This window comes from Alicyclobacillus macrosporangiidus CPP55 (genome assembly GCF_000702485.1).
In the GTDB taxonomy this organism is placed as follows: Bacteria; Bacillota; Bacilli; order Alicyclobacillales; family Alicyclobacillaceae; genus Alicyclobacillus_H; species Alicyclobacillus_H macrosporangiidus_B.
The window spans coordinates 1,407,016-1,429,755 of the sequence record NZ_JNIL01000001.1 but is presented as its reverse complement, the minus strand read 5'-3'; the positions used below and the strand labels follow the sequence as shown (position 1 = coordinate 1,429,755).

Below are 22,740 nucleotides of genomic sequence, written 5' to 3'. Positions count from 1 at the left end.
GGATGAGAGGGCTTCAGGATCAGGTCGTCGTGGTGGCGGGCGGCGGACGCGGCATCGGGCGGGCCGTCGCCGATAAATTCGCGGAATACGGGGCTCGGGTCGCCATCGGGAGCCGCACCGGGGCGGAGGTGGAGGCCGCTGCGGCGGCCATCCGGGAGCGCGGCGGGCAGGCCGCGGGCTATGTCCTCGACGTGACCGACAGCGCCAGCGTCGACGCCTTTGTCGAGCGGGTGATGGCGGATTTCGGGCGCATTGACAGCCTCGTGTATTGCGCGGGGATCAATGCGCGGGTGCCGGCGGAGGATTACCCGGAGGAAGCCTGGGTGCGCGTGTTGAATACCAATTTGACAGGCGCGTACCGGACCTGCCAGGCGGTCGGCCGGCGCATGATCCAGCAGGGCGGCGGCAGCATCGTGACCATCACATCCATGATGTCGCATGTGACCACGCCGAACCAGAGCGCGTACGCCGCGGCCAAAGGGGGGCTCCTGCAGTACACCCGGGTGCTCGCGGTCGAATGGGCGAAATACAACATCCGCGTCAACGCGGTCAGCCCGGGCTACATCCGCACGGAGATGACGGCCCGCGCGCTGGAGGAACCGTCGTTCCGCGACAACATCCTGCTCAAGACGCCCCAGGGCCGCCTTGGGCTGCCGGAGGAGATCGCGGAAGCGGTGTGCTTTTTAGCCTCGCCGGCCGCCTCGTTCATCACCGGGATCGCGCTGCCGGTAGACGGCGGCTTCCTCGCCGGACACCCGCAGATTGTGCCGCGCGGCTGAACGGCGGTTCGGTGGCGCCCGGATGGAGAGGAGGAGCGGGCGATGACCCTTGACCCACGTGTGAAACAACTGTTGGCCGCCATCGATCCCGCCGCACCGGCGCCGGGCCCTGGCGCGGACCCGGTGGCCCTGCGCGCCCTGCGCCGCCAGGCGCTGAAGGATCTGAACCTGCCGCCGAGACCGGTCGGCGAGGTGATGGACACGACCCTTCCCGGCCCGGGCGGGCCGATCCCCGTCCGGGTGTACCGGCCGAAGGAGGCGGCCGCCTATCCGGCGGCCGCCTACCCGCTGCTGGTGTACTTCCACGGCGGCGGCTGGGTGCTGGGGGACCTCGACACGGTGGACGACACCTGCCGCGCGCTGTGCGAAGTGTGCCGGCGGGTGGTGGTGTCGGTGGATTACCGGTTGGCGCCAGAGCACAAGTTCCCTGCGGCAACCGACGACGCGCTGGCGGCGGTCCGGTGGGCTGCGGCGCATGCGGAGGCGCTGGGCGCCCGCGCGGAAGGGCTTGCCGTGGCGGGGGACAGTGCCGGAGGCAACCTGGCGGCGGTGGCCGCGTTGCGGGTGCGCGACGAGGGCGGTCCCGCCATCGCGGCGCAGGTGTTGGTCTATCCCATCACCGACCACGACTTCGACACGCCGTCCTACCGGTTGCACGAAACCGGCTACTCGCTGACGCGCGCCGGGATGATGTGGTTCTGGGAACAGTATCTCGCGCGGCCGGAGGACGCCGACCACCCGTGGGCGTCTCCCTTGCGCGCCGCGGACCTCACCGGGCTGCCGCCGGCGCTCGTGTTGACGGCCGAGCATGATCCGCTCCGTGACGAAGGCGAGCGCTACGCGGACCGCCTCCGGGAGGCGGGTGTGCCGGTGCGGTTGGTGCGATTCGACGGAATGGTGCATGGATTTTTCGTCAATGCCGCCTGGGATCTGCCGCAGCGGCGGGCGGCCTATGAAACGGTCGCGGCGTATCTCCGGGAGATGGCGCCGACGGTTGGGTGAGGGGCGAAGTGGGGGAGAGAGGCGGCCGAAGGCGGCCGCTCGCCCTCGAGGCGTGTGCCGTGCGACGGCTTGTGCTCACGCACGCAGTCCACGTTGTTGTCCGATTTTGCCGCTTAAAATGGCGACCTAGGCGGGCTTGGCGGCTTCAAAATCGTCATGAGAGCCAGGTTTTCTTACTAAATCAGCCATCCGGCCACGTCCGGATGCCGATTTTGTAAGAAAATGCGGGTTACAGCCCCGCCTCGGTCTGGATGACGGCGGTTTAAAGGCGGGTTTTTCTACGGAAATTTGGCTTACGACTGGAGTAGTGGGGCCAGATGGACTCGGGCAGTGAGGACGCATTAATCCGGGGCCTTTCCGGGTCAGTCGGGGTAAAACCGGCGAGATAGTACGAAATCCCCATTCCCCAGCGTAGAGCAACGTATGGAGATGCCTGTCGAAGGCCTCGAACGGAGGACAACTCACGTTCGTATCGATCTGTAACTACCATATACTTCTTACACAAACTACGTAACGATACCATACTGGAGAATCCCGGCTAATCCTCGTGCACTTTACGGGCGTAGAATGAAAGTGAGGCCGGCCCCATCCTGAAGGATCGGGCCGGCCTCGCCTATGGGCAGCGTGTGGCGCTTCGTGGAAACGTGGCCAGGCGGGTGTGAACCGTGGTGCCCTATCGATGGTTGTCCGCAGAGATACACACGCACAGTCGGTCACTTGGCGCCGCGGCTTTCACTCGGCCCCGTGCCCCTATTCGGCGCCGTGCTCTCACTCGGCGCCGATGCCTTCACTCGGCCCGTGCCCTTCCTCGACGCCGCGGCTCTGACTCGGCGCCGTGCCGTTACTCGGCGCCGATGCCGGTCTGGGAGCGGACGAACAGCTCGTCGAACCGCCGGACGGACTCCCGCTCCTCTCGCTGCAGATAGGTGCCGAGCCAAGCGGCGAGGAAGCCCAGCGGGATGCTGATGACCCCCGGGTTCTGAAGCGGGAACAGGGCGGTCTTCGCGCTCATGACAGCCGGGCTGATGAAGACCAAGACCAGCGAGGACACCAGGCCGACGGCCATGCCGAGCACGGCTCCGGTGGTGTTGAAGCGCCGCCAGAAGAGCGAGAACACCAGCACGGGGACGTTGGCGCTGGCCGCCACGGCGAAGGCCAGGGCGACCATGTACGCGACGTTCCAGTTGCGGGCGAGGATGCCGAGCAGGATGGACGCGAGGCCCACCCCGAGGGCCGTCCAGCGGGCGACGCGCACCTGCTCCTGTTCGGTGGCCTGGCCGCGGCGGATCACATGGGCGTAGAAGTCGTGGGCGAACGCAGACGACGCGGCGATGGTCAGGCCGGCGACGACCGCCAGGATGGTGGCGAAGGCGACCGCGGCGATGAACGCCATGAGGAAGTCGCCGCCCAGGTGCTTCGCGAGCAGCGGCGCCGCCATGTTGCCACCCTTGTCGTACTTGAGGATCTCGTCCTTGCCGACGAGCGCCGCGGCACCAAAGCCGAGGAACGTGGTCAGGATGTAGAAAGAGCCGATGATGACGGTGGCCCACACCACGGACGATCGCGCCTGTTTCGCGGTGGGAACGGTGTAAACGCGGATGAGGATATGCGGCAGGCCCGCCGTGCCGAGCACCAGCGCCAAGCCCAGGGAGATCTGGTCAACGGGGTTCTTGAAGCGAAGCCCCGGCTGGAGGAAGGTGTCGCCATAGCGGTCGACCACGGACTGGAACATCTGGCCGATGCTGAAGTGGAAGCGCGTCAGGACGAGCAGGCTGACGACGATGGTCCCGGCCATGAGGAGCACCGCCTTGATGATCTGTACCCAGGTGGTGCCGAGCATGCCGCCGAAGACGACGTACAGCACCATCAGTACGCCGACCACCAAGATGGCGGTGGTGTAGTCGAGCCCGATGAGCAAGTGGATCAGGCCGCCCGCACCGACCATCTGGGCGATCATGTAGAACGTGCTGATGACCAGCGTGCTCAGGGCGGCCATGGATCGCACGGGCGCAGGGCTGAGCCGGAACGACACCACGTCCGCCATGGTGTACTTGCCCGAATTGCGCAGGGGTTCGGCGACGACGAGCAGGACCGTCAGGTAGGCGACGAGGAACCCCACCGAATACAGAAATCCATCGTAGCCGCTGAGGGCGATCATGCCGCAGATGCCGAGAAAGGACGCGGCGCTCATGTAGTCGCCGGCGATGGCGATCCCGTTTTGCCACCCCGACAGAGAGCGGCCGGCGGCGTAAAAGTCGGACGTCGTGCGCGTGCGGCGCGCCGCCCAATAGGTGATGATGAGCGTGACGAGGACGATCAGGCCGAACAGGATGAACGCCTGGTTCATGCGTCTTTCTCCTCCTTGGCCACCTCGGCCGCCAATGCGTCAAATTCGGCAGCGCGTCGGACATACAGCCAGCAGATGACCCACACCATGACGAACTGGGAGAGGGCGAACAGGTAGCCGAAGTTGACGGCGCCGAACACCCGCGTGCCCATCAGCGGCTTCGCCCACCCTGCGAACACGCACAGGAGTAAATAGTACGCGAGAAAGAAGACGATGGTGGGGACGAGAAAGCGTTTCTTACTCGCCACCAGCCGCCGGAACGCGGGGGTGGCGGCCATGCTCTGCCAGTTATCGGACAGATCGGGATGCGCCATACGAGACCTCCTGTTCTTCGGGTCCTTCCTCGAATTTGCGTCCGGACCGCGGATGTTTGAGCCCGCACCAGAGCGCGCAGGCCGTGCCCAGCGGGAAGACGGCGGCCAACGCGAGCCAGGCCCAGCCGAAGTGGTTTTCCGAGTGCATCCAGGGTATCCGAGAGGGCGATTCACAGACGGCGAGCATCGCCACGTATCCCGCTGCGACCGCCACCGGCAGCCAGCGGCGGCCGAGAGGCCGAAGCCGTACCCAGCCCGCCTGCCGCGGCGGAATGAAACCGCTTTCTCCAGCCTGCCGGCTCGCCTCCGATCCCGCTGCTCGATTCATTGGGTCACCCCCTTGGCCTTGAGGTCGGTCGGATATACTCATCCACCTTCACGATATCGTCCGCCGGGACCTGCGCGCATGTCGCGTGCGCAAGTGGTCGAACTCAGCGCATGAATTGCCGGAGCCGGTCGAACAACGCCCGGGCCGCGTGGCGGCTGACCGGCAGTTCGGTCCCTTCGGGATCGTCCATCACAATCGTATAAGCTCCGTTGACCCAGGGACGGACCGACGCGATCCGGTGGAGATTGATGAGGCAGCTCCGGTGGCAGCGGAAGAACGGCAGACCCTGCAGTCTGTCGGACAGTTCCTGGAGGGTCGTGCGGACCGACAGGACACCCCGGTCCGTGTGCAATTCCACCCAGCGCTCGGCCCGAAGCGCGAACCGAATCTGGTGCGGCGGCACGACGACAAATCCTTCGCGGCCCGCCAACATGAGACGAATGCCCACGGGGGCGGCGGGGGAAGCGGTCACCGCCGCAGTTCCGGAGACCCCCGTGCTGCCGGCGGTGGAAAACCCGTTCACCAGGATTTGGGGGGGCGCCGCACCTGCGGCGAGGCGCTGGCGGATGCGGGAGAGGGTAGCCGCGACCCGCTGCGGATCGTACGGCTTGAGCAGGTAGTCGATGGCCTCCACGTCAAACGCGTCGATGGCGTATTCGTCGTACGCCGTCGTGAACACCACCAACGGGACGCCCTTTGGGTCCCGTGTCAGCGCGGCGTGGCGCGCCACCTGGATGCCCGATCCGCCGGGCATGTGCACATCGAGGAAGATGACGTGAGGTTGGTGGGCGGCCATCCGCTCCATCGCCTCGCGGGCCGAGGCGGCCGGCGGACAGAGCACGATGTCCGGCTGCTCGGCCAACAGGTCCATCAGCTCGTCCCGGGCGGCCCACTCGTCTTCGACAATCAGGGCGATGATGTTCATGCCCGCACCTCCGATACCCCCGCGGCGCCCGCGGGGAGGGTGAACCAGACACGCGCTCCGTGAGGCTCGGCATTCTCCAGATGCAGCGTGTGCCCCGGACCGAACAGGGCCTCGAGGCGCTCGCGCACGATGGCCATCCCGACGCCGCCGGGGTGGCCGAGCTCCGGGTTGCCCTGGGCGGATAACATCTCCCGCGGGAATCCAGGCCCGTCGTCCGTGACCTCCACCCGCACGGCGTCCCGTTCGCTCGTCACCCGGACCTGTACCCGGCCGCCCAGCCCCTGCGCACCGAGGCCGTGGCGCACGGAGTTCTCCAACAAGGGCTGCAAGGTGCAGGGCGGTACCAGGGCCGGGGGACGGCGGGATCGATCTCCCAGACAATTTGCAACCGGCCCCGGAACCGGGTCTCCACGATGTCCGCATAGGCCCGTGCGTGCTGGATGTCGTCCTCCAACGGCACCAAAAGGCGCCGGCTGCTCTCCACGCTGTGGCGGAGAAACTGCGCGAGCCGCAGCACCATCTGGCGGGCCAGGGCGGGATCCTGGCGGATGAGGCCCGTGATGAGCTGCAGGGTGTTGAACAAAAAGTGCGGGTGAATCTGGGCCTGCAGGGCGCGCAGCCGCGCTTCCTGGGCCATGCGGCGCAGTTCCTCGACCGCGCCCAGGTCGAGTTCGCGCGAGATGAGGCGGCCGAGCCCGCGGGCCAACTCGCTGTCCACGGCGCGCAGCTGATGCGGATGATGGGTGTACAGGACGATGGCTCCGGCCGGCCGGCCCATGCGCTGGAACGGCACCACCATGGCGCCGCGCAGCGGACAGCCGCGGCGGGGGCACAGGGTGGGCGCCGATTCGCTCATGGTGATCTCGCCTTGCTGCAGCGCTCGGCGGACGACGGGGGCCAGTGCCTCCCCCTCGGCACCGTGGTGGTCGGCGCCTGCGCCCACATGGGCGAGGGTGCGGTGGAGGTCGGTGATGGCGACGGCGGCGGCCGGCAGCTCCCGCTGCAGCCAAGCGGCCAGGGCCTGGGCGGCCGATTCGGTCAGGCGCCAGCGTACGGGGCTCAGTGCCTGTTCGGCGATGCGCAGAGCCCGCTGCATCTGCAGGGCGGCTGTGCGCTCCGCCTCCTGCATGGCGACGCGGACAATTGCGCTGAACAGTCCAATGGCCAGGCTGTCGGAGATCACCAGGGGCAGGCCGATGCGGTCGACCAATTGGATCATGTCCTCCACCGGTGTCGCGCCAGGGAAGATCAGCAGCATCCCGCAGAAGAGGACCGGAGCGAACATCCCGACGAACACCGCTTTCTCAGGGGAGAGGACCCCTTCGTGATGGAACGCCCGCGAACACCCGCCTGCCAACAGGCCGGCGAGGGTCTGGGCGAGGAAGGACGCGAGCGGGCAGCCCCTCTGGCGAGGGCGCCGGCCGCGCCCGCTAACGCGCCGACCCCGGCGCCCACGGCGGGACCGCCCGCCAGTCCAGCGATGACGACGGCGACGAGCTCGGGCCCGACCCGCACGGCGCCCCCGCGGGGTGCCAACGCCAGGGGACGGGGTTGACTTGTCCCGGGATGAAGTCCACCCCCAGCAGGGTGCCGGCCACCGCGATGACGGCGAATACAGCCAGGTTCCACAGGCCGGCGGCCGGCCCGGTGCCGAATCGCCGCCGGAGGCCGGGGAGGCGCGTGAATGCGAACACCGCGACGAGGAGAACGGCGCTGCGTTCGAAAAAGAGGAAGGTGTACTCACTCCACATCGTGCTCACCCCTCGTGCGCAGTCCCTGCGGACGCAGGTGCCTTTTGCCGACCGGCCAGGCTGCCGAGTACGCAGCCGGCGAATCCGGCGGCGATGGCGGCGAGCCCAGCAGGCAGGGGCGATGAGACCGCGGACCATGGCGGCCAGGCGGCGATCAGCGCCACCGTTGCGGCGGATCCGCTGCACAGGCCGGCGAGCGCACCGCGGGCGGTGAAGCCTCGCCAGTAGAACGTGCACAGGAGGACGGGGGTATGCGTGGCGGCGGCCCACGTGAACACCAGGGAGACGAGGGTCGTGACGCTGCCCTCGTAGACCATGGCGGCTGCGCCGGTGGCGGCGATCCCGATGGCCCCCGCGCACAGGCGCGCACTGCGCAGCGACCGGTCGCCGGAGGATGAGGCGCCGCGGTGGAGCAGGTCGTGCGACAGCGCTCCGGTGGCGCACAACAAGAGGCCGGTGACCACCGCGAGGATGGTGGTCAACGCCACGGCGCTGACGAAGGCGGTGAAAAAGCGGCCGCCGAGCGCCTGGGTCAGGGTCAGAAGCACCAGATTGCCGTGCGGGTCCCCGGGGCCGGGCCGGATGCCGAGGGCGAGCACCCCCCAGCCGAGCGCGAGCAGCATCAGGTAAAACAGGCCCAGCGCGCCTGTCGCCGCTGCCAGGGAGCGGCGGGCGACGACGGGCGACGGCACGGTGAGAAAACGCACCAGGATGTGCGGCATCCCGAGAGTGCCGAGGACTATTGGGACGTGCACGGACAGGGCGCTTGCAGCGCTGGAATACAGGGCTCCGGGCGCCGTGCGCCCGGATGGCGCCGCGGCGAGAAGGGCGGGCAGGTTCCACTCGAAGCGCGCCAGCAGCATGAGGGTGAGCAGCGCGACGGTGGCGAGCATCAGCACGCTTTTGACCATCTGCACCCAGGAGGTCGAGACCATGCCGCCGACAGCGACGTACAGCGTCATCAGGCCGCCCATGAGCCAAACGGCCGCCGGGTGTGGCAGGCCGAACACGCTCTGCGCCAACTGGCCGGCGGCCACCAGCTGCGGGATGAGATACGCGATGGAGATGACGAGCGTGTTGATGGCCACCGCCGTTCGCACGCTGCCGCGCCGCAGCTTTCGCTCCAACGCGTCGGCCAAGGTGTACCGGCCGAGGCGGTGCACTGGCTCGGCGACGGTCCACAACAGCAGATAGGAGGCGAAGAAGGACGCGGCGTAGAGGAAGCCGTCAAACCCGAACTGGGCCATGGCGCCGCACACGCCGAGCAGGGACGCGGCGCTGGCGAAGTCGCCCGCGATGGCGAGCCCGTTTTGCATCCCCGTCAGCCCGCGCGACGCGGCGTAAAACCGGTCTGTGTCGTGGTGTGTGCGCGCGGACCAGTAGCTGATCAGCAGCGCGCTGGAGACCACGGCGCAGAGAAAGAAGATTTCGTCCGCGGACAAGCTGCCGCCACCCCCGGCGGAATGGATTCCACGTTCCGGGTGTGAATTCTGTGAATCCTGTTTTCATTCCTTCTTTTCGTGGGGGCCGTGCGCAGACACCTGCACAGCGGCGTTGACAGGCCCTGCCGGGTCCGCGTACGATCCCGCTGAAGCACAGCGCGAACGGTGCTCTGACCACGGGAGGATAATGCGATGTTTTGGAACGTACAGGTGCGCCCGGAGGCGAACGAGCGGTGAGCGGCAGGCACGAGGTGGCCGGGGTGCTGTGGCTGCACGGCGGGCGCGTGGTACGGCCGAGCGGCGTGATCGAAGGCGGTTGGGTCAAGGTGGAAGGCGGGCGCGTGCGCGAGGTGGGCGATGGGCCGCTGCCGGCGGAGGCCGCCGGGGCGGAGGTGGTGGACCTGGGCGGCGGTTGGCTGGTACCGGGGTTTATCGATCTGCACGTGCACGGCGGCGATGGCGCGGACGTGATGGACGGTCGCGCCCGGTCCATCCACGCGATCGCCCGCTTTCACGCGAGCCACGGCACGACGGGCTGGCTACCGACGACGCTGACGGCGCCGTACGAGCGCCTCGAGGCGGCGCTGCGGGCGGTGGCGGAGGCGGTGGCGGCGGACGAGCCGGGGGCGCAGGTGCTCGGCGTGCACCTGGAGGGGCCGTATCTGTCGCGCGATCGCGTCGGGGCTCAAAACCCCGACTTCGTCCGGCCGCCTGATCCGGCGGAGTACCAGCGGCTGCTCGACGTGGTGCCGGGCCTGGTGAAGAAGATGACGATGGCACCGGAGCTGCCGGGGGCAGAGCGGTTGATGGGGTGCCTGCGGGATCGCGGGGCGATCCCGTCGCTCGGCCACACGGACGCGACCTTTGACGAGATGGCACGTGCGCTCGCGGGCGGGCATTGCCACGGGACGCACCTGTTCAACGGCATGCGCGGGCTGCACCACCGCGATCCGGGCGCGGCGGGGGCGCTCTTGATGAGCGAGGATGCGGTGTGCGAACTGATCGCCGACGGGGTGCACGTGCACGACGTGGCGATGCGGATGGCGGTGCGGCTGCTGGGGCCGGACCGGGTGTGCCTGATCACGGACGCGATGGCGGCGGCGGGCCGCCCGGACGGCCAGTACGATCTCGGCGGCCTCTCGGTCACGGTCGAAGACGGCGTGGCCTATCTGACGCACGGGCACAACCTGGCCGGCAGCACGCTGACGATGGACCGGGCATTCGCGAACGCGATGGGGCGCATCGGCGTCTCGCCGCCGGAGGCGGTGCGGATGGCGAGCACGACGCCGGCGCGCGAACTGGGCCTCATGGGCCGCAAGGGGGACATCGCGCCGGGTTGTGACGCGGACTTGGTGTGGCTCGATGAGGCTCTGGCGGTGCAGGCGACCTGGGTCGGCGGCCGGCGGGTATTCGCGCGGGGGTGAGCGGTGGCCGTGACGGGGCCGGGGGCCGCCGCGCGACGGCTCGTGCACACCCCTGTGAGGCGAAGGCACACCTGTGGGGCGAGGACATATCAGTGGTGCGAGGGCATACGAACGGTTTTTGCGTTATCATCGGGCGAACCGGGGAAGTTTATAAACGTTCTGGGCTTACTCATGTACGAGCCTGTCTGTATTATGAAAAAAACAACCTTATTCCCCTTCCCCCCATCCCGCCGGAGGGCCGATAAACACAAATCGCGCACTTATGGACGCCATGAACCCGAGCGTAGATAGAAATGTGATGCTATCGACTTCCCGGCTTGGCCAAATACGTGCAATTCGTACATTCCGGTTGCCCTGCCCCCCACCTCATTCCTCCCCCACTGCCCCCGGCTCGCGGGCGCGTCACGACCTGGTCTCCTCATGGGACCATCGCGTTGGCCCAGCCTGACCACGTCTACTTCATCTCTCCCCTATCGATCCTCTACCAGCCCTCATCGTCAAGCCTTCGACGATTTTGTACGATCACGCGGATCCTCCGAGGCACTGGCATCCGCGGATGAGCGGCGTCTCGTCGTAATGGCTCCAAGCCGCGGTACGCGAGAAACGCCAGCCTGTGCGTCGGGCGATGGCGGGTGTAAAGTAGAACGTGTAGAGCAGAACGGAGCCCCATAGAGCCTCACAGAACACATCGGGCCAAGACGATCCCATAGGAGAGATGCATATGCCAGAGCTTTCCGTATTCCATGTCGATGCTTTCACCGACAGGCCCTTCGGCGGCAATCCGGCGGGGGTGGTGCCGGAGGCCCAGGGATTGACCGATGCCCAGATGCAGGCCATCGCGCGGGAGCTCAACCTGTCGGAGACGGCGTTTCTCGTTCCCGGCGAGCGCGACGCGGACTTTTCGATCCGCTACTTCACGCCGGCCTCGGAAGTTGCGTTTTGCGGGCACGCCACGCTGGGCGCCGCGTGGCTGCTGGGGACCGAATACGGATGGGCGAAGCGTGCGGGCCAAGTGGTGTTTCGCACGCCGGCCGGCATCGTGCCCGTCCGGTGGGAGACGGACGCAGCCGGCCGGGTGAAGGCGGCGTTCATGGCACAGGTACGCCCCCAGGTCAGGCCGACCCAAATGGATGCTGGCGTGATCGCTCGCCTCCTCGGCCTTGGTGAAGAGGACATCGATCCGCGCTATCCCCTTCGGCTCGCCTACACGGGCAACTGGGACCTGCTTGTACCGGTGCGCACCCGGGCGGCGGTGGACCGGGCACGTCCCGACCTCACGGCATTGGCGGAAGCCAACCGGCGCGAAAGGGTCATTTCCACGCACCTGTTCACGTTCGACGCGGGCGATCCCGCAGGCGGTTCCGCGAGCGGGCCGGCGGACCAACCCGCCTGGGACCTGTACACCCGCGACTTCTCCCCGGCGGTCGGCATCGCGGAGGACCCGGTGACCGGATCGGCCAGCGGGGCATTGGGCGGGTATCTCGTGTTGGAAGGGGTGCTCGATCCGGAACGACCCCATCAGCTCGTGATGGCCCAGGGGGACGTCATCGGGAGGCCGGGTCGCGTGGTGGTGCGGATCCATCCGGGTGCCGACGGGCCCCGCATCGAGGTGGGCGGCGGCGCGGTGGTGACGGTGGCCGGCCGACTGAGGCTCCCCGTTGAATAAAAACCACAAATAGAATTGGCAATCGTGTAATATGTAACATAGAGAGAGCGGCCCGCCAGGCTGTGGCCGCAGGTGGAGAGAGTCGTTTCACGCACCCGGTCACCTCATGCGCAAAGGAGTGCGTGAAGGGCATGATGGATTATCCGTTGTTATTGAAGACGGTCCTGTACCGGGCGGTGACGGTGTTTCCCGATCAGGAGATTGTCTCGCGCGACTTCTCCGGGATGCACCGGTACACCTACCGGGATCTGGACCAGCGCGTGCGCCGCCTTGCCAACGCATTGGCGAGTCTCGGGGTGGCGCCGGGCGAGCGGGTGGCGTCTTTCGCGTGGAACAACCACCGCCACCTGGAGCTGTACTATGCGGTCCCGTGTTCCCAGCGCGTGCTGCACACCGTGAACATCCGGCTCTTCCGGGAGCAGATCGTCTACACGGTCAACCACGCCGAGGACAAGGTGATGTTCGTCGACGAGGACCTGGTGCCGCTGATTGCGTCGTTGGCGCCAGAGCTGAAGACCGTCCAGCAGTACGTGATCATGACCGACAAACGTGAGCTGCCGGACGTGCCCCTGCCGGGCGCCATCCTTTACGAAGACCTGCTTGCCCAGCACAGCCCGGATTACGAGTTTCCCGAGTTCGACGAGCGCAGCCCCGCCATCATGGCGTACACGTCGGCGACGACGGGCGATCCGAAAGGTGTCGTGTATTCGCACCGCGGCCTGTTCCTGCACTGTCTGACGTGCCTGACCGGCGAACTCGGGGTCGACGAGGACGACGTCACCATGCCGATTGTGCCGATGTTCCACGTGAACGCCTGGGGCCGTCCGTACACCGACACGTGGGCGGGCTGCAAGCAGGTCTACCCCGGAGCGCGGCCGACGCCTGAGGTGCTGTGCGATCTGATCCAGGAGGAGAAGGTCACCTTCAGCGCGGGCGTGCCGACCATCTGGATGGGGGTCCTGCAGCACGTGCTTGCGAATCCCGGCAAGTACGACTTCAGCCACGTGCGTTACTTCATGTCGGGAGGCGCAGCGCTGCCGGCGGCGTTGACCCAGCAGTTCCAGGAGAAGCTCGGGGTGCGGCTGCACCAGGGGTACGGCCAGACGGAGACGACCCCGGTCACGTTCATCAATCCGCTGAAGGCCAAGCATCGCAATCTCACCGGTCCGGAACTGTACAGACTGCGGACGAAGACGGGACTGCTGCTGCCGTGCCTGGAGATGCGGGTGGTGGATGCGGAGGGCCGTGAGGTGCCTCACGACGGGAAGACGATGGGCGAGCTGTTGCTGCGCGGGCCCTGGATCATCGACGAGTATTACAATGCGCCAGAGAAATCTCGGGAGGCCTTCGTCGACGGGTGGTTCCGCACCGGTGACGTGGTGACGGTGGACGAGGACGGCTACCTGCAGGTAGTGGACCGGACGAAAGACCTCATCAAGAGCGGCGGAGAGTGGATCTCTTCGGTCGATCTCGAAAACGCCATCATGGCGCACCCGGATGTCGCGGAGGCGGCGGTCATCGGGATCGCCAGTGAGAAGTGGCAGGAGCGCCCCTTGGCGTGCGTGGTGCTCAAGCCCTCGGCGCGCGGGAAGGTGACCAAGGAGGACCTGCGGCGGTTCCTTGAGGACAAGGTGGCGAAGTGGTGGATCCCGGACGATTTCGTGTTCATCGACGAGATCCCGAAGACGAGTGTCGGCAAGTTCTACAAGCGAGAGCTGCGCACGTGGTATGAGCAAGGCCGGTTGACGTCGTAAGCCAACCAACCGGCCGGTTCAACGGGAGGGGAGCGTCGTGTCCATTGAGTCATTCCGCGCATGCATCGGGCGCGCGTCCGAACCGGTGAAGAACGAGGTCGAAAAAGGGGCCATTCGCAAGTTCGCGGCGGCCATCGGGGACCCGAACCCGCTGTACCGGGACGAGGCTGCGGGAGGCGGGCGGCTGCTGGCGCCACCGACCTTTTCCCGCACTTTTGATTACGGTCGAGTGCCCGGGCTGGAGCTGCCCCGGGCGGGCCTGATCCACGCTGGCCAGGAGTTTGAATACTTCCGACCCATCTATTCCGGGGATGTGTTGTACTGCCACACCCGGTTGGCCGATGTGTTTGAAAAGGAAGGAAGGCTCGGTCGGATGGTGTTTCTGGTGTTCGAGATGGAGGCGCAGGACGAAGACGGGAATCCGGTCGTGCGGCAGAAGTCGACCGTGATCTGCCGGGAGGCGGGGGACTGAGATGGCAGGCGTACGGCGCTTTCAGGTGGGGGACACGTTGGGGCCATTGGTGAAACCCCCGGTGACGAAGACGCAGCTGGTGATGTACTCGGGTGCCTCCGGGGACTTCAATCCCATTCACACCGTGGATGAGTACGCTAAAGAGGCGGGGCTCGGCGGCGTGATCGCCCACGGCATGCTGACGATGGCGTTCGTCGGCCAACTGCTGACGGAGACGGCCGGGGCGGAGGGCGCCCTCAAGCGATTTGGCGTGCGCTTCGTGGAAATGGTGCGCCCTGGCGATACCATCGTCTGCGAGGGCAGGGTCACCGGCGTGGAGGAACAGGACGGACAGCAGGTGGTAACCTGCGACGTGTGGGCGACCATCGAAGGCAGCGGCCGCAATGCGGTCACTGGGCAGGCTGTCTTCACGGCGCCGTTGCCGGAGGAAAGGATGCTGCCACAGGAGGATGGGCCATGAGCGTATTGGACCTGTTTCGATTGGATGGCAAGGTCGCCATCATCACGGGCGGGGGCCGGGGGCTTGGACAGCAGATCGCCCAGGCGTACGCCGAGGTGGGCGCGAAGCTCGTCCTTTGTTCACGCCGGGTGGAGAATTGCGAACAGGTGAAAGCCGAGGTGGAGGCCTTGGGCGCGGAGGCCGTGGCGCTCCCGCTCGATCTCACCGACCCCGCCTCCGTCCAGCGAGTGGTCGACGAGACCATCGCGCGGTTCGGACGGATCGACATCCTCGTGAACAACGGCGGCGCGAGCTGGGGAGCTCCGGCGCTCGAGATGCCGTACGACGCGTGGATGAAGGTCATCCAGACCAATCTCACCGGGACGTTTCTCATGTCGCAGGCCGCCGCGCGCCACATGAAGGAACAGGGCGGCGGCAAGATCATCAACATCGCCTCGGTGGCGGGCCTCGGCGGCACCGCGCCGGAGGTACTCGACGCCGTCGGGTACAACGCCAGCAAGGGCGGCGTGATCACGCTCACGAAAGACCTGGCCGTGAAGTGGGCCCGGTACGGCATCTACGTCAACGCCATCGCGCCCGGATTCTTCCCGACGAAGATGACGAAGGTGGTCCTGGAGAAAAGCGGAGACCTGATCCGGCGCGCGACACCGCTCGGCCGGGTGGGCGGCCCGCGGGATCTGCAGGGGGCGGCGCTGTACTTCGCGTCTGCAGCGTCCGATTACACCACCGGGCAGGTGCTGGCGGTCGACGGCGGGCAGAGCGCGGGATGATTCAGACCGTCCCGGCCGGAGGCGGACCCATTGCCAAGGGGTGGAATGGCTCCGGGTCGCCTCCGGCGGGCATGTCACACCACAGGCCGGTTGGAGCCGGCCAGGAGGAGGGAACACCGTGGGAAAATTGGACGGACGTGTGGCGATGGTGACCGGAGCGGCGCGCGGCATTGGCGCAGCGACCGCCATCCGGCTGGCGGAAGAGGGTGCGAAGGTCGGCGTGATCGATCTCGATGGCGCCACCTGCGAGGGCACGGTGGCGGCCATCCGCGACGCGGGCGGCGAGGCCATCGCCATCGGTTGCAACGTGGCGGACAACCAGCAGGTGGAGGCGGCCGTCGAACAGATTGTCTCCACTTTCGGCCGGCTTGACATCCTCGTGAACAACGCGGGCGTCATCCGCGACAACCTGCTGTTCAAGATGTCGGAAGAGGACTGGGACGTGGTGATGAACGTCCACCTGAAGGGCCACTTTTTGTGCAGCCGGGCCGCACAGAAGTACATGGTGCAGCAGCGGTACGGCAAGATCGTGAACGTCAGCAGCACGTCGGCTCTCGGCAATCGCGGGCAGGCGAACTACTCCGCGGCCAAAGCGGGCATCCAGGGGTTCACGAAGACGCTCGCCATTGAACTGGGGCCCTTCAACATCAACGTCAACGCGGTCGCGCCGGGTTTCATCGACACCGACATGACGCGGGCGACGGCACAGCGCGTTGGCATGGACCCGGAGCAGTTCAAGCAGGCCGCCATTGAGCGGATTCCGCTTCGCCGGGTCGGCCAGCCGCGGGACGTGGCCAATGTGATCGCCTTCCTGGCCAGCGACGACGCGTCCTACGTATCGGGCCAGGTGATCTACGTCCACGGCGGTCGTCCGTAACAGGCTGAACTGTCATCGCCGCGCCCCCGGGGCCGGTGACCAGCACAAGCAGCGTGCAGGCGGGCCGCTGGCCCGCCTGTGGACATCGTCCCCCCTGATCTCCTTCCAAACGAATCCCCATCCATTGTGAAAATCGAAAAAATCGATGCAAACGAATCTATCGAATCATTCCCATTAAATCTTCTTCTCTTCGGCCGCCCTCGCTAGCATGAGGAATGAAAGCGCTTCACACATCGTGACAAGGGGGGCGTCCGGTGGAGTCCGTGCGTTACGAGGCGCCGTCCGTGCAGACCATGCCGGTGATTGAGCTGCGAGGGGTCTCCAAGCAGTTCCTGAAACCGACTGGGGAGCTGCACACGGTCCTGCAAAACATCAACCTGCGCATTGAGAAAGGCCAGTTTGTGTCGCTGGTCGGGCCGACCGGATGCGGGAAGTCGACCACCCTCAACCTGGTGGCAGGGTTCGAGCAGCCGACGGCCGGGAGCGTCATCATCAAAGGCCAGCCGTTGACCGGAATCAACCCGGTCGCGGCGTGCGTGTTTCAGACCGACAACACGTTCCCGTGGAAGACCGTGATTGACAACGTGTCGTTGGGGTTGAGGCTGCACGGGATGAAGAAGGCGGAGGCGTATGCCCAGGCGGCCGCATGGGTGGAGAAGGTGGGGTTGAAAGGGTTCGAGCACCACTATCCGAGCCAACTGTCCGGCGGCATGCGGAAACGGGTGGCGCTCGCCCAGTGCCTGATCATGCAGCCGGAGATTCTGTTGATGGATGAGTCGTTCTCCGCCCTGGACGTGCACACCCGGTCGGTGATGGAGAACGAACTCTTGACCATCTGGGAGGAGACGGAGGCCTCGGTCCTGTTCATCACGCATGACTTGGAGGAGGCCATCTCCCTGAGTGACAGGGTGGTGGTGTTGACCGCCGGGCCGGGGGCGACCATCAAAGGCGACTATTGGATTGACCTGCCCAGGCCGCGGAACGTGTCGGAGATCCGGTTTGACCGCCGGTTCATGGAGTTCCACGAGCAGATCTGGAATGACCTGCGAGACGAGGTGTTGGCCAGCTATGCACAGCTCCACGCAAGCAAGTCCCACGCCCATTGAGATCGCGAAACGGCGCAGCGAGATGCGCGCACAGGCGCTGCGCAAGCGGATCCGTAACCTGGCGTTGCAAATTGCCGTGTTCATCGTGGTCGTCGGGACCTGGGAGGTCCTCGCCGCGACAAAGACCATCGATCCGTTCTTCTTCTCGCAACCATCGGCCATCCTTTGGCACATCCGCGACTGGGTGGTGAACGGCACCAGCCAGGGGCCGTTGTATATCCACTTTGTCGTCACGTTTGAGGAGACCGTGATCTCGTTCATCCTCGGCGTCCTCTTGGGGGTGATCGCCGGCTACGCCCTCGGCATGAGCGAGATCCTGTCGGTGATCTTCGCCCCGTATATCCAGATGCTCAACGCGCTGCCGCGCGTCGTGCTGGCTCCGATCTTCATCCTGTGGTTTGGGCTCGGCATGCCGTCGAAAATCGCGCTCGGTGTGACGCTGACCTTCTTCATCGTCTTTTTCAACGCGTTTCAAGGTGTGCGCGAGGTGGATCGCAACCTGGTCAACAACGCGCTGCTGCTCGGTGCGAACAAACGCCAGTTGGCCCGCCACGTGATCATCCCGTCGGCGCTCAGCTGGATCCTGTCGAGCTTGCACACGAGCTTTGGCTTCGCCCTGGTGGCGGCGGTGGTGGGCGAATTTGTGGGGGCCACCGAGGGTCTGGGGTTTCTCATCTCCGAGGCCCAGGGGGCGTTTGATACCACCGGCGTGTTCGCTGGAATGGTGATCCTGTCTCTGACCGCATTGGTGGCCGACTGGTTGGTGACACGCTTGGAACGCCGGTTCATTCATTGGCGGACCTCGACGCGGTGAGATCGGAATCCACGGTGGCTCGGGCGAGTGCCCTGCCGGTGGAGATACACAGTTATGACAGAAGGGAGAGGGTCATATGGGATGGCGGAAATGGTTGACAGGTGCCGCGATGAGCGCATCCTTGGCGGTTTTGGCCACGGGGTGCGGCGCGAGTGGTGGAAATGGCGGCGGTGCGAGCGGGGGCGGTGGATCGGCCGGAAACGGCAACGGAAACACCGCGGCGGCGCCCGCCTCGGGTTCCACGTCGACACCCATCCACGTCAAAATCATGGTCGGCGGGATGTCCAAGATCATCTACCTGCCGGCTGAGTTGACGGAAAAGCTCGGGTACTTCAAAGAGCAGGGCCTGGACGTGCAGTTGCTGGACGAGAACGCCGGCCAGAGTGCCGAGGAAGCGTTGCTCGCGGGGCAGGTGCAGGGCGCGGTGGGATTCTATGATCACACCATCGATCTGCAGTCGAAAGGGAAATACCTGGAGTCGGTCGTACAGTTCGGTGCGACGCCGGGCGAGTACCTGATGGTCTCCGACAAGGAGAAGGATCAGATCAAGTCCCTGGCCGATCTGAAGGGCAAGAAGATCGGGATCACCGGCCTGGGATCGTCGACCAACTTCCTCGCCAGCTACCTCGTGGTGAAAGGCGGGCACAAAACGTCTGAGTACACGCCCGTGCCGGTGGGTGCGGGGCAGACCCTGGTGGCCGCCATGCAGCAGGGGAAGATCGACGCGGCCGTGACCACGGAGCCCACGGTGACCATGCTCAAGCAGAAACAGCTCGCCAGCGTCATGGTGGATATGGCGTCGGTCGACGGCGTCACCCAATCGTTGGGCGGCACGTATCCTGCGGCGTGCCTGTACATGCAGGCGGACTATGTGCAACAGCACCCGGACGTCGTTCAGAAATTGGTCAACGCCTTCGTGAAGACCATGCAGTACATTCACACGCATTCGGCTGCGGAAATCGCGGACCAGGTGCCGACCTCTTACTACGCCGGCGATAAACAGGCATACATCGACGCGCTGCAGAAGAGCCTGCCGATGTTCACGCCGGACGGCAAGATGCCGGAGAACGGGCCGCCGACGGTTCTCAACGTGCTGACGACGTTCAATCCGAAACTGAAAGACGCGCACATCGATCTGAGCAAGACCTACACGACGCAGTTTGTCGACCAGGCGTTGAAGGGGTAAGTGTGTTCCCTGCACCCCCTTGGGCGGGCCACCGGATACGTGCACGTTCCGGCGGCCCGCTAGGCTTTTCGAAAGAGCCGGCGCGGTCGGCCCACGCTTCCGTACTGCAGTTCCTCCACGACGTCACCGCGCGCCACCAGGTAGTCGAGGTAGGTCTTGGCGGTGGATCGGCTGACGCCGACCCTTTGGGCGATGTCGGAGATGGTCTGGGCTGCAGCGGAGGTTTCGATGCACCGGGCGATCCGCTCGAGCGTGCGCGGATCGATCCCCGATTCGGTCCCCGCCTTGACGCCCGCCGCGGGCCAGCGCAGTTTCTGCAGATCGTCGATCCGGCGTTGGTCCAACTCGGACGCACCCGTGAGTCGTTTACGGTACTCGGCGTACTTGCGCAGGGAGACGCTCAACCGTTCGAGATCGAACGGTTTGACCAGGTAGTCGAAGACGCCGAGCCGGAAGCTCTGCTCCACGACCTCCGTCTCCTTCGCGGCGGTGATGAGGATGACATCGCAAGCCCCGCCGTGGCCGCGCAGCTGCGCCAGCACGTCGAGCCCGGGCATGTCCGGCAGGTACACATCGAGCACAATCAGGTCGGGCTTGCGCTCTTTCGCCATCTGCAGCGCCTCTCGCCCCGCGTGCGCTTCCCCGACGACCAAATATCCCGGCTGCCCGGAGACAAACTTGGCATGCACCCGGGCGATCATGAAATCATCATCCACAATCAGCGTTCGAATGGGCACCGTCCTTCGTCCCTCCCGTCGGCAGACTCATCTCCAGCGTGGCGCCTTCCGTCGATGAGACGATGGCCAGACGGCCATGGGCCCGTGCCACCAGCCGCGCGCACAGCGACAGCCCAAATCCCCGACCTGGGCCTTTTGTGGTAACCCCATCCTCGAAGACCCGCTGGCCGAGCTGGGGCGAAATCCCGGGGCCGGTGTCGCGGACGGTCATCCACAGCTGGTCCGGCCGCTCCTGAATGAGGACTTCGATCCGTTTGGGGCGCTCGGGCGCCCGCGGGTTTGAGAGCGCTTCCATCGCGTTCTCGATGGCGTTGCCCAGAACGGTCACCACCGTTTCGCGATGGGGGCAGGGGGTCCCCACGTGCGAGTCGGGATGGACCACGAGATCGATCCCCAGTTCCCTCGCTCGGTGCATTTTGCCAACCAAAATTCCGACCACGGCGGAGTCTCGAATGCGCGTGACAAAAAACGACAGCGCGTCGTTTTGTTCCTGCTGGACTTCATCGATCAGTTCACGCACCAGATCGTACTCCTGGAGCCGGATCAACCCGGCGATGGTGTGCAGCCGGTTCATGAACTCGTGCCGCTGACTGCGCAGGGCTTCCGCATGCCGTTCGAGATCCTCAAGGCGCCGTTCCATTTGATCCAGCGCCTGCTGTGGCCGAAAGGTGGTCACCGCGCCGATGACACTTCCGTTCAACAGGACCGGTGTCCGCTTGGCCAACACCAGTTGGTCGCCGAGGATCATCGGTTGGGCCACACGATCCGGTCCCTCCACCAACAAGCGCCGCAGCCCCGGATGGTGAATGGCCTCGGAGAGATGCCTGCCCACCATGTCCCCTTCTGTGCGACCGAGCAATTGCGCGGCTTGAAGGTTGCACGCTTTGATCACGCCCTCTTCATCGACAGCCAGGATCCCATCCTCGATGGATTCCAGGATGGCCGTCTGCTCCTGGGTCAAGAAGGCGATCTCGCTCGGCTCCATATCGTAGATCTGCCGCTTGACGTGCCTCGACAGCAGATTGGCACCGATGAGGCTCAACAGCAACGCGGCCATCCCGAGCCCTACGATGTCACACAGGGAAACGAATAAGCGCCTCCAGATGGAGCTGACCAGATACCCCACGGAGACGACGCCGATCTGCTGACCGTGATCGAAGATCGGCGCTTTGCCTCGCACTGAGAGGCCGAGCGTGCCGACCGCCTCGCTGATGGACGGCTTTCCCTGAAGCACCTGGGTGTTGTCATCGCCGACCATGTGCTTGCCGATCTGGTCCGGATTGGGGTGGCTGTACCGGATGAGCTGCATGTTGCCGACGACGACGAACTGCGCGCCTGTCTTTTTTCGGACGGCTTCTGCAATAGGCTGGATGACGGCCGCCGGGTCCTTCGTATGAAAGGCGGCGATGACCTGCGGCATCGTGGCGACCACTTCGGCTACATCCAGCGCCTGCTGGCCCGCGTGCTGAAACTCGCTCTGGATGGTCAGGTACACATAACCAGACGTGACAAAGGCCAACCCCACGAAGGCGTTGAGTACGGTGAACCAGTTGAGCTTGGCCCGCAGGCTCATCGGCTTGCGAGCCTTCTCCGACTGGGTCTTCATCCGCTCATCCTCCGCCTCCCGCAGGCCGTTTTCCCCAGGCGAGCACCGCCACCGTCGCGACGATGCACAGCCCCCCGGCGATCTCCCCAAGGCTCAGCGGGGTGTGCAACCACACGACGGCCGCCAGTGCAGCGGAGAGGGGTTCGGCGCACGCGAGCAGGCTGGTCTCCGCCGGGGAAATGTACCGTTGGCTGGTGAGGTACAGGTAAAACGCCACCAGCGTGCCGCCGATCACCACGAACGCAACCAGCACGCCTGCCCACACGGACCAACGCTGCCCGTCCAGATCCCAGGGCGTGCGCCCAATGGCGCAGGCCACGCTGCCGATGGTCATCCCCCACCCGATGACCGTCGCCGATCCCCAACGGGCCATCAGGGGTCCAGGATAAATGGTATAAATGGCGAGGGTGACGGCTGACAAGAATCCCCAGATGGCTGCGGCCGGCGACACGGACAACCGCGCAGTCGATCCGCCGGTCACCAACAGGAACGTCCCGAAGACGGCGAGCAGGGTGGCCAGCGACTCCCGCCGATCGGGCAGGCGGCGCTGCAGCAGGGCGCCGTACAGGACGACGAGGACGGGCCCCAGGTACTGCAGAAAGGTCGCCGTGGCGGCGTTGCCGGCCTGGATGGCCGCGAAATACGTGTACTGTACGGACGCCAAGCCCAGCAGTGCGAAGATGACGATTTGCCAGCGGCCGCGCGGATCGGCCCAGATGGACAATACGCGGTGCATTCCGCCGGTGGCCAGGCTCAGCAGCAACAGGACCACCCCGGAGACGCCCATGCGCACGGTGACGAGCCAGCCGGGGGTGAATCCCTGGGCTTGAAACAGTTGTTGCGCCGCGGTGCCCGACACGCCCCACAGGGTGGCGGCGACGAGGACCATGACGATCCCGCTCGTCCTCCGCCCCCTGAGCCTTTCCGCCGGCGCGGAGGCGGGCAGCGCGGCGGCCGTTTGTCCCATGTCCCTCATCTTC

General features: G+C 65.9%; 23 protein-coding genes and 1 pseudogene. 12 read left to right on the top strand and 12 right to left on the bottom strand.

The window, feature by feature from the left end; genetic code table 11:
- The first annotated feature begins 2 nt into the window (after window positions 1–2).
- Both N687_RS0107355 and N687_RS0107350 read left to right on the top strand, forming a co-directional pair.
- The gene (locus N687_RS0107355; RefSeq protein WP_029421240.1) at window positions 3–779 is read left to right on the top strand and encodes an SDR family NAD(P)-dependent oxidoreductase; all 777 of its coding nucleotides are present in this window, start codon (window positions 3–5) and stop codon (window positions 777–779) included.
- A gap of 42 nt (window positions 780–821) precedes the next feature.
- Window positions 822–1,781: an alpha/beta hydrolase gene (locus tag N687_RS0107350; protein ID WP_029421239.1), complete on the top strand. Its 960-nt coding sequence runs from the start codon at window positions 822–824 to the stop codon at window positions 1,779–1,781.
- A gap of 841 nt (window positions 1,782–2,622) precedes the next feature.
- Here the strand turns inward: N687_RS0107350 and N687_RS0107345 are convergent.
- The 9 genes and pseudogenes from N687_RS0107345 to N687_RS0107315 all read right to left on the bottom strand — a co-directional run bounded on the left by N687_RS0107345 (window position 2,623) and on the right by N687_RS0107315 (window position 8,888).
- Complete coding sequence (locus tag N687_RS0107345) at window positions 2,623–4,128, bottom strand: cation acetate symporter (protein ID WP_029421238.1); 1,506 nt, start codon at window positions 4,126–4,128, stop codon at window positions 2,623–2,625.
- Window positions 4,125–4,442 carry a DUF485 domain-containing protein gene (locus N687_RS0107340; RefSeq protein ID WP_029421237.1) on the bottom strand — a complete coding sequence of 106 codons (318 nt, stop codon included), beginning with the start codon at window positions 4,440–4,442 and terminating at the stop codon, window positions 4,125–4,127. The genes N687_RS0107345 and N687_RS0107340 overlap by 4 nt, the downstream gene beginning before the upstream one ends.
- Window positions 4,417–4,770: a hypothetical protein gene (locus N687_RS0107335; protein ID WP_029421236.1), complete on the bottom strand. Its 354-nt coding sequence runs from the start codon at window positions 4,768–4,770 to the stop codon at window positions 4,417–4,419. The genes N687_RS0107340 and N687_RS0107335 overlap by 26 nt, the downstream gene beginning before the upstream one ends.
- Before the next feature lie 103 nt (window positions 4,771–4,873).
- Window positions 4,874–5,695 carry a LytR/AlgR family response regulator transcription factor gene (locus N687_RS0107330; protein WP_029421235.1) on the bottom strand — a complete coding sequence of 274 codons (822 nt, stop codon included), beginning with the start codon at window positions 5,693–5,695 and terminating at the stop codon, window positions 4,874–4,876.
- Complete coding sequence (locus tag N687_RS22030; RefSeq protein WP_051663031.1) at window positions 5,692–6,000, bottom strand: sensor histidine kinase; 309 nt, start codon at window positions 5,998–6,000, stop codon at window positions 5,692–5,694. The genes N687_RS0107330 and N687_RS22030 overlap by 4 nt, the downstream gene beginning before the upstream one ends.
- Window positions 5,946–6,332 (bottom strand): sensor histidine kinase, encoded by a 387-nt coding sequence (locus N687_RS25100; RefSeq protein WP_269320517.1) that lies wholly within the window; start codon window positions 6,330–6,332, stop codon window positions 5,946–5,948. Before N687_RS25100 ends, N687_RS22030 begins: the two co-directional genes overlap by 55 nt.
- A 42-nt stretch (window positions 6,333–6,374) precedes the next feature.
- A pseudogene (locus N687_RS25095) lies at window positions 6,375–7,070 on the bottom strand (LytS/YhcK type 5TM receptor domain-containing protein); the annotation flags it as partial.
- Between the two features lie 55 nt (window positions 7,071–7,125).
- Complete coding sequence (locus N687_RS24360; RefSeq protein WP_029421234.1) at window positions 7,126–7,446, bottom strand: hypothetical protein; 321 nt, start codon at window positions 7,444–7,446, stop codon at window positions 7,126–7,128.
- A 5-nt stretch (window positions 7,447–7,451) separates the two neighbouring features.
- Window positions 7,452–8,888, bottom strand: coding sequence for a cation acetate symporter (locus N687_RS0107315; RefSeq protein ID WP_051663029.1), 1,437 nt, complete (start codon window positions 8,886–8,888; stop codon window positions 7,452–7,454).
- A 233-nt stretch (window positions 8,889–9,121) separates the two neighbouring features.
- Here N687_RS0107315 and nagA point away from each other — a divergent pair, with 233 nt between their 5' ends.
- The 10 genes from nagA to N687_RS0107265 all read left to right on the top strand — a co-directional run bounded on the left by nagA (window position 9,122) and on the right by N687_RS0107265 (window position 19,417).
- Complete coding sequence (gene nagA / locus N687_RS0107310; protein ID WP_231493425.1) at window positions 9,122–10,312, top strand: N-acetylglucosamine-6-phosphate deacetylase; 1,191 nt, start codon at window positions 9,122–9,124, stop codon at window positions 10,310–10,312.
- 721 nt (window positions 10,313–11,033) lie between these two features.
- A complete protein-coding gene (locus tag N687_RS0107305) occupies window positions 11,034–11,978 on the top strand; it encodes a PhzF family phenazine biosynthesis protein (RefSeq protein ID WP_029421231.1) in 945 nt (314 codons plus the stop codon).
- A gap of 131 nt (window positions 11,979–12,109) precedes the next feature.
- Window positions 12,110–13,732 (top strand): long-chain fatty acid--CoA ligase, encoded by a 1,623-nt coding sequence (locus N687_RS0107300; protein ID WP_029421230.1) that lies wholly within the window; start codon window positions 12,110–12,112, stop codon window positions 13,730–13,732.
- 37 nt (window positions 13,733–13,769) lie between these two features.
- Window positions 13,770–14,204 (top strand): MaoC family dehydratase N-terminal domain-containing protein, encoded by a 435-nt coding sequence (locus N687_RS0107295; protein ID WP_029421229.1) that lies wholly within the window; start codon window positions 13,770–13,772, stop codon window positions 14,202–14,204.
- A 1-nt stretch (window position 14,205) separates the two neighbouring features.
- Complete coding sequence (locus N687_RS0107290) at window positions 14,206–14,664, top strand: MaoC/PaaZ C-terminal domain-containing protein (RefSeq protein ID WP_051663028.1); 459 nt, start codon at window positions 14,206–14,208, stop codon at window positions 14,662–14,664.
- On the top strand, window positions 14,661–15,434 hold the full coding sequence (locus N687_RS0107285) for an SDR family oxidoreductase (RefSeq protein WP_029421227.1): 774 nt from the start codon (window positions 14,661–14,663) through the stop codon (window positions 15,432–15,434). The genes N687_RS0107290 and N687_RS0107285 overlap by 4 nt, the downstream gene beginning before the upstream one ends.
- A 145-nt stretch (window positions 15,435–15,579) precedes the next feature.
- Window positions 15,580–16,311: a beta-ketoacyl-ACP reductase gene (locus N687_RS0107280; protein WP_029421226.1), complete on the top strand. Its 732-nt coding sequence runs from the start codon at window positions 15,580–15,582 to the stop codon at window positions 16,309–16,311.
- 254 nt (window positions 16,312–16,565) lie between these two features.
- On the top strand, window positions 16,566–17,417 hold the full coding sequence (locus tag N687_RS0107275) for an ABC transporter ATP-binding protein (RefSeq protein ID WP_197029228.1): 852 nt from the start codon (window positions 16,566–16,568) through the stop codon (window positions 17,415–17,417).
- On the top strand, window positions 17,380–18,231 hold the full coding sequence (locus N687_RS0107270; RefSeq protein WP_029421224.1) for an ABC transporter permease: 852 nt from the start codon (window positions 17,380–17,382) through the stop codon (window positions 18,229–18,231). The genes N687_RS0107275 and N687_RS0107270 overlap by 38 nt, the downstream gene beginning before the upstream one ends.
- Before the next feature lie 76 nt (window positions 18,232–18,307).
- A complete protein-coding gene (locus tag N687_RS0107265) occupies window positions 18,308–19,417 on the top strand; it encodes an ABC transporter substrate-binding protein (protein WP_029421223.1) in 1,110 nt (369 codons plus the stop codon).
- A gap of 59 nt (window positions 19,418–19,476) precedes the next feature.
- Here the strand turns inward: N687_RS0107265 and N687_RS0107260 are convergent, their stop codons facing one another.
- The 3 genes from N687_RS0107260 to N687_RS0107250 are packed head-to-tail and all read right to left on the bottom strand — an operon-like array spanning window position 19,477 to window position 22,727.
- Window positions 19,477–20,154: a response regulator gene (locus tag N687_RS0107260; protein ID WP_029423582.1), complete on the bottom strand. Its 678-nt coding sequence runs from the start codon at window positions 20,152–20,154 to the stop codon at window positions 19,477–19,479.
- Window positions 20,126–21,760: an ATP-binding protein gene (locus N687_RS0107255; RefSeq protein WP_051663027.1), complete on the bottom strand. Its 1,635-nt coding sequence runs from the start codon at window positions 21,758–21,760 to the stop codon at window positions 20,126–20,128. Before N687_RS0107255 ends, N687_RS0107260 begins: the two co-directional genes overlap by 29 nt.
- A gap of 4 nt (window positions 21,761–21,764) precedes the next feature.
- On the bottom strand, window positions 21,765–22,727 hold the full coding sequence (locus N687_RS0107250) for a DMT family transporter (protein WP_029421221.1): 963 nt from the start codon (window positions 22,725–22,727) through the stop codon (window positions 21,765–21,767).
- Window positions 22,728–22,740: the final 13 nt, after the last annotated feature.